Here is a 15,270-nt window from a genome sequence, read left to right as displayed (position 1 = left end):
AGCAATCCGTCGAACCTGAAACCAAGCGCGATGAGTGATAGCGAACACCCAACCGACCTCGACGCAGAGCGCCCGCTGATTGCGCACCTGCTGGAACTGCGCATGCGCCTGATGCGCGGTGCAATGGGGCTGGGCCTCGTTTTGGTGGGGCTTTTGCCATTTTCCAACAAGCTATACGGCTATCTGGCGCAGCCGCTACTAGACAAGCTCCCCAAGGGCGGCCAGCTGATCGCCACGCAAGTGGCCAGCCCGTTCTTTGCGCCGATGAAGCTCGCCTTTTTTGCCGCGCTCCTCATCAGCATGCCGTGGCTGCTCTATCAAGCATGGGCCTTCGTTGCGCCCGGCCTGTACCAGCGTGAGAAACGGCTGGCGCTACCGCTGCTCAGCTCTGCGCTGCTGCTGTTTTATTCCGGCTGCGCCTTCGCCTACTACCTTGTGCTGCCAATGGTGTTCGGCTTCCTCGCCCGCGTCACCCCAGAGGGCGTGGCGATGATGACCGACATCAGCGCCTACCTCGACTTCGTGCTGGTGCTGTTTTTAGCCTTTGGCTTTGCGTTTGAGTTGCCGGTGGCGCTGGTGATTTTGGCCCTGCTGGGCTGGGTCACCCCGGCGCAGCTGCGCGAAGGTCGCGGCTATGCTGTGGTCGGCATTTTTATCGTGGCCGCGGTGCTCACCCCACCCGACGTGGTCAGCCAGCTCATGCTGGCCATCCCCATGTGTCTGCTGTATGAAGCCGGGATCCTTGCCGCCGCCGCGGTGACCAAGGCCCCCAAAACTCCAAGCGCAGCAGCTTAATTACGCCTCAAACCCGTGCACCGGCTGCACTTCGGGTGGCTGGGCGTCGCCAAAGGTGTCGCGCCACGCAAGGTAGGTGGCACCCACGATCAGCACCAGCACCACGGCGGCAAACGCCACCATGACCAGCATCGCTAAAATCGCGCCCAGCGTGGGGTGGATCATGCTTCCTAGTAAGGTAACCAGCATCGTGATCAAGGCCACCACGATTGCCGCCACGATCAGCGCGGCGATAAACAGCACACCCGCCAACAAATTCGCCCCCGGGTTACGCACCGAAGCGCGCAGCGCAGCGCGCAGGGCGTCCACCAGCCCACTGCGCGAAAACAGCATCAGCGGTATCGCGAACAGCATCATCGCGTAACTGAAATAATTGAACAGCATCTGCACCAAAAACAGCAGGCCGGGGTGCTTGGGCTCGGGCATCGCTTGAACGGCCCCCTGCATCGCGGCCTGCATCACCGACAGATAGTCGCGCCAATAGTCGCTGCCGGTAATCGCCACGGTTAGCAGGCCACCCGCCACCGCCAGCCCCACCTGCACCAAGCCCAGCCACGCCAAACGGCGGCCGTCGGCGTGTTGCAAGGTGGTGAATACGTCCAGCGCACGCACTGGTCGGCCACTTTCAGCCTCACGCACGACGTGCATCAACCCGCCAAGCAGCACCGGCACCAGCAGCATGAGCAGGAGCGTCATCGGCAGCGCAATGGCCAGCGCCATACCGAGGTCTGGGGCCTTTCCAGCCGCTTTACCGCCCACGGCCAAGGCTGAAATAACGACCGCCATGAGTAAGGCTGTGGCATACAGTGCGCCAATGACAAGCAGCGAAGCGCCAAACACGGCGCGCGGGTTTTTCGCCCCTAAATCAATCGCCTGCCGAAACCACACCATTCCCTGACTCGTCGGCAACCTACGGATATCCATGAACACGCCTCAAAATGACGTGCATAGAATACCGGAAGTCGCGTCAGCGCCGCGCGTGCCGAACGAAACGCCGCAAAATTTCACGCGCCCGCGGCGTCGCGCTCACCCCTGCCGCCAGTCGTTCCGCGCTGCTGCCTTCTTGCGCCAGTGCGTCTTTGCGCGCGTGGATATAGCCCCGCATATGCCCAGCGCTAAACTCAGGATGAAACTGCAGCCCCCACGCCTGCGCCCCCCAGCGGAACGCGTGGCAGCCGTCGTGCGCATTGCTGGCCAGCACCACCGCGCCTTCCGGCGGCTGTAGCACGCTTTGTAGATGCGTCGCCTGCGCCGGAAAACGCTCCGGCAGCGCAGCAAACAAAGGATCGTGCTGCGCCTGCGGCTGGCGCTCTACACAAACCGTGCCCATCTCGCGCCCGTTTGGGTTATAGCCCACCTGCCCACCTAGCGCGTGCGCCAGCAGCTGGTGGCCGTAGCAAATGCCAAGCAGCGGCATCCCGGCGTGCGCCGCATCGCGCAGCCAGTCGGCACTGCGTTCGCTCCAATCAAGACGCTCGGTCACCATCGCCGCCGAGCCGGTCACCACCGCACCCGCAAACCCTTCGCGGCTTGGCAAGGCTTCACCTGCTTCAACATCAACCACAATAGCTTCATCGCGCTCCAAGCCTGCAGCCACCCGTATCCAATGGGCAAAACTGCCGTGCCTGCGCATGCTAACCGTTGGCCTTCCGGTTTGAATAATCAAAAAGGGGTTCATCATCATGATTCCAGCAGATCGCGCTATCGCACTTATACTAACGGGCCACACCGCAGTTTTTAGTCAAGATGGCCCCCAATCGCGTCTCCATCACCTTCCAGCAGCTGATCTCGCGCCTCAACGAATACTGGGCCGCGCAAGGCTGCGTACTCATTCAACCGCTCGACCTTGAAGTGGGCGCGGGCACCTTCCACCCCGCCACCTTTCTACGCGCCATTGGGCCGGAGTCGTGGAACGCCGCCTACGTGCAGCCCAGCCGCCGCCCCACCGACGGCCGCTACGGCGAAAACCCCAACCGTCTGCAGCGTTATTACCAGTACCAAGTGGCGATGAAACCCTCGCCCGACAATATCGTCGAGCTGTATTTCGAGTCGCTGAAAAACCTCGGCATTGACCCGCTGGTGCACGATCTGCGCTTGGTGGAAGACAACTGGGAATCGCCCACCCTCGGCGCTTGGGGTCTCGGCTGGGAAGTGTGGCTGAACGGCATGGAGGTGACCCAATTCACCTATTTTCAGCAGGCCGGCGGCATTGAGTGCAAACCGGTGCTGGGTGAAATCACCTACGGGCTGGAGCGGCTGTGCATGTATTTGCAAAACTGCGACAACGTGTATGACCTCATCTGGACCTACGGCCCAGACGGTGTGCCGGTGACCTATGGCGATGTCTATCACCAGAACGAAGTGGAACAGAGCACGTACAACTTCGAATACGCCGATGTCGGAGAAATGTTCCACCGCTTTGACGCCTGCGAAGCCGAAGCAATGAAGCTCGTCGAAGCCGGACTGCCGCTGCCAGCTTACGAACAAGTGACCAAAGCCTCGCATTCCTTCAACCTGCTCGACGCACGCCGCGCGATTTCTGTCACCGAACGTCAGCGCTACATTCTGCGCGTGCGCAAATTGGCGCAGGCGGTGGCCGAAAGTTATTACACGCAACGCGAAAAGCTGGGCTTTCCCGGCGTAAAAACCAGCGTCAACGGCAAGGAGGCCGCGTAATGCATATGCTCCCGCTTCTTATTGAATTAGGTACCGAAGAATTGCCGGTGAAGGCGCTTCCCGGGCTTGCGCAGGCACTGTTTGACGGCGTCATCCAAGCATTAGACAAGCGCGGCGTGACGATCGAGCGCGGCGATGCCAAACCGCTGTATTCGCCACGCCGTTTGGCCGTATTGCTACCGGGCGTTGCCGCCGAGCAACCCGAACAGCACTCGGAAGTGCTGGGGCCATATTTGAATATCGCGCTGGATGCCGAAGGCCAGCCCACCAAAGCACTACAAGGCTTTGCCACCAAGGCTGGAGTGGACTGGAGCGCGCTTGAAAAAACCTCCGACGCCAAGGGCGAGCGTTTCGTACACCGCTCCGTAAAGCCCGGTGCGCGCACGAGCGAGCTTCTACAAGACGTATTGAACGAAGCGCTGGCGGGGATGCCTATTCCCAAACCCATGCGCTGGGGGGCGCATAGCTACGGGTTTGCACGCCCGCTGCATTGGCTGGTCGCGCTGTTTGGTGACGACGTTGTCAATCTCGAAGCACTGGGCATTAACTCGGGCCGCAACAGCCGTGGCCATCGTTTCATGCACGACAAAGCGGTGTGGATCAGCTCACCTAGCGAATATGTGGATGCACTGCGCGGTGCGCACGTCTTGGTGGATGCCGAAGAACGCCGCACGCGCGTGTTTAGCGAAGTGGAAGCAGCCGCCAAACAAGCCGGTGGCGCCGCGCGTATTAGCGATGACAACCTACAGCAAGTCACCTGCCTCAACGAATGGCCGGTGGCCGTGCTATGCGCCTTTGAGCGCGACTTCTTGCAGGTGCCACAAGAAGCCTTGATTGAAACCATGGAGGCCAATCAAAAATTCTTCCCGGTGCTTGACGACGCAGGCAAGCTCACCGAGCACTTTATTGGTATTGCCAATATCGAATCGAAGAACCCGAATGAAATTCGCAAAGGCTATGAGCGCGTGATTCGCCCGCGCTTCGCCGATGCCAAATTCTTCTTCGACGAAGATTTGAAACAAGGCTTGGATGCGATGGGCGCCGGGCTCGCCAGCGTCACCTACCAAGCCAAGCTTGGCAGTGTGGCGGAAAAAGTAGCGCGCGTCGCGGCACTGGCCGAAACCATTGCCCACCAAGTAGGTGCTGACGCCGCGCTCGCCAAGCGCGCCGCACAGTTGGCGAAGAACGATCTGCAAAGCCGCATGGTGAATGAGTTCCCCGAGCTCCAGGGTATTGCTGGCCGCTATTACGCGCAGCGTGCAGGCGAAGATGAGAGCGTGGCGTTGGCCATCGACGAAAGCTACCGCCCACGTTTTTCTGCCGACGATATTGCCGCCTCGAAGCTCGGCCAAGTACTGGCCATTGCTGAACGCCTCGACACCCTCACCGGTGGTTTTGCCGCAGGCCTCAAGCCCACCGGCAACAAAGACCCCTTCGCCCTACGCCGTAATGCTCTTGGCCTTGCACGCACGATTATCGAAAGCGGGCTCGAACTGGATCTGCACGCATTGCTCACCCGTGCGAACGCGGCCTTGGTCGGCAAAAACGTGCAAGCCGATAGTGGCGAGCTGTACGACTTTATCCTCGACCGTCTGCGCGGCTACTTCGGCGACAAGGGTGTGCCCGCCGCACACTTCAATGCCGTGGCCGAACTCAAACCCGCATCGCTCACCGATTTCAGCCGTCGTCTTGAGGCTATCGGCAGCTTCGCACAGCTCCCCGAAGCTGCCGCGCTGGCGGCAGCGAACAAGCGCATCGGCAATATTTTGAAGAAGGCCGACATCGCCATCCCACTGCAGGAAGACGCGGCTCTGCTCTCAGAACCTGCCGAACTGGCCCTCGCCGAAGCAGTGGAAGCCGCCTATGCCGAGACCGGCCCAGCACTGACGCAAGGTGACTACATCACCGCACTGGCAAGACTCGCGCAACTACGCCCGCAGGTGGACGCGTTCTTCGATGCGGTGATGGTGAACGCCGACGATCCTAGCGTGCGCGCCAACCGGCTAGCGCTACTGCAGCGGCTTGCCGCGCGCCTTGGTAGCGTGGCTGCTATCGAGCACCTATCCGTGTGATACAACACAGCCATGCCCGTTGCTTGGATGCGCCTCACACTGCTTGCCGTTGGCCTACTCGCCAGCCTACCGGTGTTCGCCGCAAAAGTGACCAAGCTCAGTATCCAAGGGCTTCCAGAGACTGCCATGCAAGACAACGTGCGCAGCGCGTTGTCGTTAAATGGTGAGATGGGCAAAGACCTGCGTCCGCGCAGGCTCAACTATCTTTTAGACGCCGCCGAGCAGGAAGCGCGCACGGCGCTTGAGCCGTTTGGCTATTACTCGCCCATCATTACAATTCAGCGCAGTGATCGCAGCGCACACGTAGAAGATGCGGAAGACAATACCCAGCCTGCCGCCAAGCCAAACGACGCACCGATCACGGTTACGCTGAATATCCAACTTGGGCCGCCGGTCAAGGTGCGCAACACGGATATCGGTATTGATGGCCCCGCCCGCGATGCGTCCACGCTGGCCGACGCATTGGCGGCATTTCAACCCAAGCGTGGCGATGTGTTCAACCACAGCCTGTACGAGGCCAGCAAAGCCCAGATCAACCGCCGTCTAGCAGACATAGGTTATTTCGACGCAGACCTTACCCAGCACAGCGTCACCGTGAGCCGCGCCGACGGCAGTGCCGATATCGCGTTGCACTGGAACAGCGGGCCGCGCTATCGCTTCGGTGACGCCCATTTCAACCAAATTCCTCAGCCTATTTTGCGCGATACGCTACTGCACAATTTGGTGCCATGGCAGCCCGGCGATGCCTATGACGAAGCGCAGCTCGATCGCTTACGGCAATCGCTTGTTGCGCTGGATTATTTCTCACTCATCGATGTGCAGGCGGCGCCGAATGCTACCGAACCCAATAGCACACCCATCCATATCGAGTTGACACCGGCCAAGCGCAGCATCTACAGCGCCGGCGCCAACTACGGCACGCTCAGCGGCACCGGCTTTAGCCTTGGCGTAGAGCGTCGCTATCTCAATAGCCGTGGGCATAAGGCCCTCAGCCAAATCGACTGGGGCAATAAGCGCAAAGCCGCCACGGTGCAATACCGCATTCCTGCGTTTGCTTGGCGCGATGGCTGGTACACCGCAAGCCTGCAGGCTGCCGACGAACAAACTACCTACGTCAACAGCCGCAAACTGGAGTTTGTGGCCAGCCGCAGCGGCCAGTACAACCCGTTTCTTAATGTGGCCGCCTCGCTGCACGTGCTGCGCGAACGTTGGGCGTATTACACGCCACTGCGCCCCGTGCAGAGTTTTCAATTTGCCAGCTTCGTGTTCCCTGCACTGCAGGCCGAATATATCGACGTAGATGATCGCATGGAGCCGCGCCACGGTATGGGTACGCGCATCATGCTGCGCGGCGGCAAGGGCGGCAGCGATGGCCACGCGACGTTTTCCCAGCTGTACGCCAGCACGCAATGGTTTTATGGCCTCGGTGCAAACAGCCGCCTGATTGCACGCGGCGAGTTGGGCCACACCTTTACGCGTGATGTATTGAATCTTCCCCCGAGTCTGCGCTTCTACGCGGGTGGCGACCGCAGCGTGCGCGGCTACGGCTGGCATGAAATCGGCCCGCGTATTATCACCAGCGGCGGCGACTACTTCACCGGCGCACCCAATCTTGTCACCGCAAGTTTGGAATACGAGCGCTATTTTTATGGCGCGTGGGGGGCTGCAGTATTTGTCGACAGCGGCAGTGCGTTTGAAGGCAGGCACGCCGATATGCACACCGGTGTTGGCATTGGCCTGCGTTGGCGCTCACCGGTGGGGCCGGTGCGTATTGATATTGGCCGCGGGCTGAAGTCACCCGATGCACCGTTCACCTTGCACCTCAATATCGGGGCCGACCTATGAATATTCGGCGCGTGCTGTTGCGCTGGGTGGGTCTGCAGCTGCTTGTGCTGATGGTCTTGGCCACAGGGTTTTCGTTTTGGCTGCTGCATAGCGCAGCAGGGCGCGAACTTGCCCTGCGCCAACTACGCGAACATCTTCCTAACGGTGCCCTGCTGAGCTGGCAGAGCGCCGAGGGTCATCTTGCCGGGCCGCTGACGCTGCGCAATGTGCAGTTCAAATTACCCGTGCAGCGCGATAGCGACTGCGTGGCCACGCCGAGCTCGCCCTGCGCAATGGCACCACTGCAGGTGCGTGCAGACCGCCTCACACTTGATCTCGCGCTTTGGCCGCTGCTGACAAAACGCGTGCAGTTCGACGCACTGCAGCTCAGCGATGCCAGCATCGATCTTCCGCGCAGCGACACCGCGTTCAAATTTCCCGCATGGCCAGATGTATTGCCCACGCTAGACCTGCCACTGGAAGTGCGTGCCGATACCATCAACATCGATCGCGTTCGTTTGCTGCAAGAAGGCACTCCGCAGCTCACCCTACACACACTGCGCGGAGGACTGCGGTTGGGCCGTGGCTGGCTCACCCTGCAACAGCTACAGCTGGATAGCGATCGCGGCGCGCTCACCGCACACGGCAGCTATCGGCCTAGGCAAAATTTTCGCACCAACCTCACCGCCCACGCTGCATTCCCTGCTGCCCCCGGACATAGCGCGGCGCAGCTCGATGTAACCATCTCCGGTGACCTGACCAAACTCAAGCTACAGGCCAAAGGCCAACTGCCCGGCGCGACCCAGCTTAATCTTGAGCTTAGTGGCAAAAGTAAAACCCCACGCTGGCAACTTACCGCCAACACCGAAGCGCTTGATCTTGCGCTCCTCAGCGGCGAGACAGCATCTAAGGAAGCGCTACGTTTTGCGCTCGACGCGCGCGGTGTTGGCGGCTTGGCACAGCTGCAAGGCCAGTTTCAGCAGGGCGACTTCAGCGCGGTAATGCAGCCTTCGCGTATCCAGCTACAAGAACAAAAACTGACCCTAAAGCCACTCACCGTTGATCTCTTAGACGGCCGTGTCGAGGCCAATGGTTTTGCTGATCTTCACGACCCCAAGCACACCGCCGTACAGCTCGCGCTCACCGCACGCGGCCTGCGCTGGCGAGGCGCCAATGCCGATGCCATCACCATTCAAGGCGATGCTGATCTCAATATCGCCGGTAGCTTAGAGCAGTGGCAGATCAACGGACAAACGCGCCTACAACGCGCCGCCGACCGCGCTACAGTGGATCTTCGCGGCCAAGGCAACCGCAGCAGCATACATTTCGACACGCTTACCGCCAGCATGCCGCAGGGCCAACTGCAGGCCAGTGGCGATCTGCAATGGCTACCCGCGCTGCGCTGGGACGCGGGCGCGCAGCTTTCAGGATTCGACCCCGGCTACTTCCTTCCCGACTGGCCGGGCAATCTCCATGGCAGGCTCAGTAGCCAAGGCGAACTTGCCGATAGCGGCGCACTTAAGGCCCATATTGAAGCCCGCCAACTGCGCGGACAGCTGCGCCAGCGCGCACTCAGTGCTGACGCTACGTTCGACATTCAAGATCAGCGCTATGCAGGCGAATTCACACTTGCGCTTGGCAAGAGCAGGCTACGCGCCAAGGGCCAGTGGGGCGATACGCTCACACTTGACGCAAGCGCCACGCCGCTGCAATTAAACGACCTGCTCCCCTCCGGTAGCGGGCAGTTGCAAGGCACATTGCAATTACGCGGCACACACAACGCCCCCACCATCAGCGCCGACCTCAGCGGCAGCGCACTCGCTCTGGGTGACTACCGCGTTCAACAGCTGTCGGCCCACGGCCACCTGCCCTGGCAACGCGGCAGCGGCACGCTTGCGATCAACGCTCATGGCATCGCACTGGGCACCGTCTTAGATACTTTGCAGCTCACTTTGCAAGGCGCAGTGTCGAACCTTCATTTTGATGCCAACGCCAACAGCGCAACACTGGGTGCACTGACTGCACAAGGCACACTGCAACAACGCGGCACGGGCTGGCAGGGCACACTGGACGCGCTAAAACTCACGCCTTCTCAAGGCAGTGCGTGGACACTGCAACAAGGTGCCAGCGGCACTTGGAACAACGGCCGGTTCACACTGGCCTCCAGCTGCCTACAAGCCGCCATCGGCGGAACTCTGTGTGCGCACGCCAACTGGCCACGCGACGGCCTCACCCTGCAAGGCAAAGCGCTACCACTGGCACTGCTTGCCGACGTGCTTCCTAAGCAAGATAACGGTCGCCCGTGGGCGTTTGTCGGCAGCGCGGACCTTGATGCACAGCTTGTCCCAAAAGGCAGCGCTTGGCAGGCCAATGTGCAGCTGCATTCGGACAGTGGCGGCCTGCGCCAACGCCAACGTGCGCGCCGCGATCTGTTTAGCTATCGCGCGTTGCAGCTTGTTGCCAAACTCGATGCCAACCGGATCGAAGCCAGTGCCAGTGCGCAGCTGGGCGATAACGGCAAGCTCGATGCGCAGCTCAACACCGGCTGGAGCGACGGTGCAAATCTTGTCGGCAATGTGCAGCTCTCCACCCGCGAACTCACGTGGATGGAACTGTTTTCACCCGATATCGTGGCCCCCAGTGGCCAACTCGACGTCAACGTGCAGCTCAGCGGTAAACGCGCGCAGCCTCTGCTTGCCGGAGCCGCGCAGTTGCAAGACTTTGCTACCGAGCTTCCCGCACTGGGCATTGATGTGCATCACGGCCATGTGGAACTTCTCGCACAAGCCGACGGTAGCGCGCGCATTCAAGGCAGCGTCCGCAGTGGCGATAATGCAAACACGGCAACGCTTCAGGTCGATGGCCGCCTTGGCTGGCAAGACGACACCACGCCGCTGCAACTGCGCGTTTACGGCAGCAATATTCTTCTTGCCGATACCCGTCAGCTGCGTCTGCTTGCCTCGCCTGATTTACAACTCAACTATCGCGCAGGCAGTCCTTTGCAAGTACGCGGAAGCGTCAGCGTGCCCGAAGCCGATCTGCATTTAGAACGGCTGGAAATGAGTACCGCGCCGTCGGCCGACGTGGTCGTGCTTGATCCCGTCAAACAAATGGAAAGCGCACCGCTTGCGACCGATATCGACCTCACCGTAGCCGTTGGCGAGCGCGTACATATCGACGGTTACGGTTTGTCTGGCACGCTCGCGGGCAGTCTGCGCGTTCGCCAACCACCCGGCCGCGATACGCGCGCCACCGGCGCACTGGAGATCGGCGGCCGCTACCGCGCCTACGGACAAGACCTAAGCATCACCCAAGGCAAACTGGTGTGGTCGAATACCGAGATCGGTGACCCGCTGCTTGATATCCGTGCCGAGCGCGTCATCGGCGATGTCACTGCAGGTGTCTCTGTGAAAGGGCGCGCCTCAGCGCCGCAAGCAAGTGTTTGGTCAAACCCCGCGATGAGCCAGTCCGAGGCCTTGGCCTACCTAACATTAGGCCGCCCATTACCAAGCCTTTCCAGCCGTGAAGCCGAGCAGATCAACGTGGCCAAGTCGGCCCTCAACGCCGGGGCCGGCCTGCTTGCTTCGCAACTTGGCAAGCACATCGGCCTTGATGATGCGGGCGTGAGCCAATCACGCGCACTCGGTGGGGAGGTGCTGGGTCTGGGTAAATACCTTTCTCCGAAACTCTATGTGAGCTACGGCGTGTCGCTACTTGGCACCGGCCAAGTGGTAACGTTCAAATATCTGCTGCGCAAAGGCTTTGATTTGCAGATCGAATCGAGCACGTTGGAAAACCGCGCATCGGTGAACTGGAGAACTGAAAAGTAGCCACCGCCCCTTTCGTCCAGAATTTGTCCACAATACCTCTATGGATCTTCTTGACCAACCATTGACGCTCACCGCAGTCTCTTGGCTTTCCACCTGCCCCAAAGCGCATGTGGAAAGCTTCCAGCAAGCCTATGCCAATGCGTATGCCGAACTCAAACGACTAGCCCGCGGGCAGCTGCGCCGCATGGGTCGCTGGTCGGAAACCACGGTGCTGGTCAATGAAGTATTTTTGAAACTGTGCTCGGGCCATTCCCCCGCACCCACCGAACGCAATCACCTCATGGCGCTCTCTGCGTGCGCGATGCGCCAAGTCTTGGTGGGTATGGCGCGCCAAGCCAATGCGAGCAAGCGCTCCGGCATCAATGTCACGCTCACCGAAGTACAAGAAGACCCAGCCCACTCCGCATTCGAAGTATTAGCCCTAGACACCGCGCTAGAGCGCCTGGCCGAGATCGACATACGCAGCGCACAAATGGTTGAACTGCGCTATTTCGGCGGCTATACCGAAGCCGAAACTGCCGCCATTCTTGGCGTAACCGACCGCACCTTGCGCCGTGATTGGCGTCGCGCGCAGGCCTTCTTGCAAACCGAACTTGGCCCATAAATCATGCCCCACACCCGCAGCCGCCGTGCATTCTTGCTTTTTGATGAGCTGATTGACCTGCCGGCAGCGCAACGTGCAACACGGCTTGATGCCATCACCGAAGAAGACCCCGCCCTTCGCGAAGAAGTCGAACGCTTACTTGCCGCGGATACCGCTCAGACCGCAGAAGAAATGGAGCAGCGCCTATCGCAATGGGCCGCCGACCTCGTGCCTGCAGCAGCCGAACACGATATCGACATTGGCAAAATGCTGGGGCCGTGGCGCATCGTGTCGGCGCTTGGGCAGGGCGGCATGGGCAGCGTTTGGATGGCCGAGCGCGAGGGCGAGGGTTTCCAGCAACGCGCCGCGATCAAGCTCATTGCACTCGGTCTGGGCACAGCTGCCGCACGTGAACGCTTCCTGCGAGAACGCGGCATCTTGGCGCAGCTCGACCACCCCCACATCGCCGCCCTGCTCGATGGCGGCGTGAGTCCCAGCGGCCAGCCCTACTTCGCAATGGCCTATGTGGAAGGCGATCGCATCGACCACTGGTGCGATGCCCGACGGCTCAGTGTGCGCGATCGCATTCGGCTATTTTTGCAGGTGCTCGATGCCGTGCAATACGCGCACCGCAATTTGATTGTGCACCGTGACTTGAAGCCCGCCAACGTGATGGTGGACAACGATGGCCATGTGAAGCTACTCGACTTCGGCATCGCCAAGTTACTAGAAGACAGCGACCGCGCCGCGACCCGCGATACCGCCATGACCCCCCAGTACGCAGCGCCCGAACAGCTGCTGGGAAGCCCCGTGACCACCGCCTGCGATATCTATCAGCTGGGCCTGTTGCTGTATACGCTGCTGGTGGGTGGCCATCCTTTTGGCGTCACCGCCGATACCCCCATCACCGCCTTACTTCGCACCCTCGACAACACCCCGCGCAGCCTGCCGCAAGCCGCGCGCACGCTCGCTGCCGAAGCCCTCGCGCAGCGCAATGCCAGCCGTGCTGAACTGGTGCGCCGCGTGTCGGGCGACCTCTCCGCCATCGTTGCAACCTGTATTGCACGCGAACCAGAACGCCGCTATCCCAGTGCCGACGCGCTGCGTGCCGACCTGCAGCGCTGGCTCGATGGTCAGCCCGTTGCTGTACGCAGCAGCTCGCGCGCCTACCGCATCCGCCGCTTCCTACGCCGCTATCGTTGGGGCATCGCTGCAACACTGGCGACCATTACAGCGCTTAGTGTCGGCTTGCTGCTTGCCATCCAACAAATGAACGAAGCCAAGCGCCAAGCGCTGCGCGCTGAACAGGTGAAAGACGTTGTGCTTTCTGTGTTTCGTGAGCAAGACCCACTCCTACGCGCCGCCAACGACCAGCGCCCGCCCCAACAAATCATTGCCGAAGGGGTGGCTACGCTCCATCAGCAAACATCTTCCGATCCCGCATTGCGCGCCGAACTACTCAATGATCTTGGCGAGATTCAGTTCAACCTAGGCGACCCTAAAGGCGCCATCGAAACGCTTGAAACAGCACTTTCCCTACGCACAAAGCTCTCCGGCGCAATCACTCCGGAAGCAATGGGTATCGAACGCAAACTGGCCGCCGCCGCAAACTCATTTGGCGATAAACCCAGTGCGATTGCACACGCCCAACGCGCCATAGTGCTTTCGCAACAATTAAACACCCCCGATGCCACCGATGCCGCACGCGCTAAACTGGTGCTCGCTCTTGCGTATATCAATAGCGAGAAGCGTGACCAAGCATTAGCGCTCACCGAAAGCGCCGTGACCAGCCTCACCAAAACGCTCGGCAAGGCTGCCCCCGAAACTCTGGAAGCCCTGTATCGGCAGGCACAGATGCTCACGCAATTTCGCCGCGACGACGAAGCCATTGCAGTGCTAAACAACGTCATTGCACTCACCGAAGCCAGCAGCGGAAAAGACTCCGCGCGCCTGCTACAACCACTTACTGCACTCGGTGCCGCACTGCGCCAGGCCACGCGCTATCAAGAGGCGCTACCCATCTACGCGCGCCTGCTGGCGATCACCCAAAAACACTACCAAGGCAAGAGCAAACTTCTGGCCTCGGCCCATTCGCGCTACGGCATGTTGCTTGCCGACCTTGGCGACCTCAACACGGCGCAGGCTCTGCTTCAGAAAGCAGAAACCGCACTCCCGGACGGCGAGAACTTGGAGCTTGCCCAGTTGCTTGCCAACCGCACCAAGCTCTACATCAAGCTTAACCAAGCCGATGCTGTTGAAGCCACCGGCAAACGCGCCTTTGAAGTACGCCGTCAAGCCACCAGTGATGATGATGGCATCACTTGGTATTACGCCAGTGAGTGGGCGCGCGGTCTCGCCATGCAAGGCAAGTACGCACAAGCCGAATACACACAGAAAGATGCACTTACGCGACTGCGTAAAATTATTGGCCCGAAAGCCTACCAAAACGTGTTGATCCTCGACGCACTTGCAGACACGCTGCACCTACAAAAGCGTTACACCGAAGAGCTTCCGCTGCGCCGCGAATCGCTGGCCATCACTACCCAGAAATACGACGCCACAAACGAAAACTACAAGAACCGCGAGCAAGCCCTGCGCGTCGTTGAACAGGCACTTCAAGACTAATCCCACTGCCGCTGATACGGAATGTCCGGTTTTCTTGCGAACTGGCTTATATCAATGTATCTGAAGTCATTTCGTGGCCGCCTACATCATGGACAGCATTGGAAACTGGATCTCAATACTGACGTTCGGGCTAAGCTTTCTCCCGATGCTGATCACCCCACTGATCATGTTTTTTGTGTTCAGGCTCGTTTTCAATCGCGTTAAAGGCAATAACCCCGTACTGTCGCAGCTGCAACACAAAGCCGGTGGCTGTTTCGCCGTCGTGCGCTGGGGCATCCGCCTTGCGGCCATTCCTGTATCGCTTTTTATTGGCTTGATGATTGTGACAATCGGCGGCGTTGCACAGCCCAAAATTCCACTGGCTGCGGCCCACTATATTTGCGACGGCGAGACCCGCGTCAACTCGCAGGATTATTCCTATAAGCCCGGCCAACGCGGCACGTCGATCACATTCATTTGTACCGATGCGCAAGGCAAGCAAGAGGACATCTCATTCAAACTCCTTGGCGTGGCCACCTTGTACTACTCGGCCATTGTGGCGCTGTTTTTATTGCCTCTTACCTGGTTGGTTAGCCTTGCATTCAAACCCTCTTCAGCAGGCGCCGCTTCCCCCTCGCAACCGGAGCCAACGCCCAGTGCTTCCGCAGATTCCTCACTGCTGTCGGCAATCTTCTCAGGAAATAAACAAGCGCCTGTGCGTCAGATCTTTGAAAAGTACAATGTCACATTCAAGCAAGTACAGCCCGAGAATTCGAGCGAGAGCGTAGCCAGCCGCATCCAGCAGCTCAACGCGCTGCACGACAAAGGGCTTCTTAGTGATGCTGAGTACGAAACGAAGAAGGCCGAAATTCTACGCTCGTTATAA

At 60.0% G+C, this 15,270-nt stretch carries 10 protein-coding genes; 8 read left to right on the top strand and 2 right to left on the bottom strand.

What is annotated here, in order from left to right; all coding sequences use genetic code 11:
* Positions 1 to 30: 30 nt before the first annotated feature.
* Complete coding sequence (gene tatC / locus KUL77_RS06225) at positions 31 to 795, top strand: twin-arginine translocase subunit TatC (RefSeq protein WP_297144588.1); 765 nt, start codon at positions 31 to 33, stop codon at positions 793 to 795.
* Here the strand turns inward: tatC and KUL77_RS06220 are convergent, their stop codons facing one another.
* On the bottom strand, positions 796 to 1,719 hold the full coding sequence (locus KUL77_RS06220; RefSeq protein ID WP_297144583.1) for a hypothetical protein: 924 nt from the start codon (positions 1,717 to 1,719) through the stop codon (positions 796 to 798).
* 43 nt (positions 1,720 to 1,762) lie between these two features.
* Complete coding sequence (locus tag KUL77_RS06215) at positions 1,763 to 2,479, bottom strand: glutamine amidotransferase (protein WP_297144580.1); 717 nt, start codon at positions 2,477 to 2,479, stop codon at positions 1,763 to 1,765.
* A 62-nt stretch (positions 2,480 to 2,541) separates the two neighbouring features.
* On the opposite strand from KUL77_RS06215, the gene glyQ reads away from it, so the two are divergent.
* From glyQ to KUL77_RS06180, 7 genes are all read left to right on the top strand, one after another.
* Positions 2,542 to 3,471 carry a glycine--tRNA ligase subunit alpha gene (gene glyQ / locus KUL77_RS06210; protein WP_297144577.1) on the top strand — a complete coding sequence of 310 codons (930 nt, stop codon included), beginning with the start codon at positions 2,542 to 2,544 and terminating at the stop codon, positions 3,469 to 3,471.
* Positions 3,471 to 5,543, top strand: coding sequence for a glycine--tRNA ligase subunit beta (gene glyS, locus KUL77_RS06205; RefSeq protein WP_297144574.1), 2,073 nt, complete (start codon positions 3,471 to 3,473; stop codon positions 5,541 to 5,543). The genes glyQ and glyS overlap by 1 nt, the downstream gene beginning before the upstream one ends.
* Positions 5,544 to 5,555: 12 nt before the next feature.
* Positions 5,556 to 7,388, top strand: coding sequence for an autotransporter assembly complex family protein (locus KUL77_RS06200; protein ID WP_297144572.1), 1,833 nt, complete (start codon positions 5,556 to 5,558; stop codon positions 7,386 to 7,388).
* Complete coding sequence (locus KUL77_RS06195; protein ID WP_297144569.1) at positions 7,385 to 11,197, top strand: translocation/assembly module TamB domain-containing protein; 3,813 nt, start codon at positions 7,385 to 7,387, stop codon at positions 11,195 to 11,197. The genes KUL77_RS06200 and KUL77_RS06195 overlap by 4 nt, the downstream gene beginning before the upstream one ends.
* 40 nt (positions 11,198 to 11,237) lie before the next feature.
* Positions 11,238 to 11,801, top strand: coding sequence for an ECF-type sigma factor (locus KUL77_RS06190; RefSeq protein WP_297144566.1), 564 nt, complete (start codon positions 11,238 to 11,240; stop codon positions 11,799 to 11,801).
* 3 nt (positions 11,802 to 11,804) lie between these two features.
* Positions 11,805 to 14,405, top strand: coding sequence for a serine/threonine-protein kinase (locus KUL77_RS06185; RefSeq protein WP_297144563.1), 2,601 nt, complete (start codon positions 11,805 to 11,807; stop codon positions 14,403 to 14,405).
* 73 nt (positions 14,406 to 14,478) lie between these two features.
* The gene (locus tag KUL77_RS06180) at positions 14,479 to 15,270 is read left to right on the top strand and encodes an SHOCT domain-containing protein (RefSeq protein WP_297144561.1); all 792 of its coding nucleotides are present in this window, start codon (positions 14,479 to 14,481) and stop codon (positions 15,268 to 15,270) included.

The sequence above is a fragment of the Thermomonas sp. genome (assembly GCF_019104945.1).
Taxonomy (GTDB): Bacteria; Pseudomonadota; Gammaproteobacteria; order Xanthomonadales; family Xanthomonadaceae; genus Thermomonas.
Note: the sequence above shows the minus strand (reverse complement) of the source record. Positions and strands in the feature narration are given on the sequence as shown.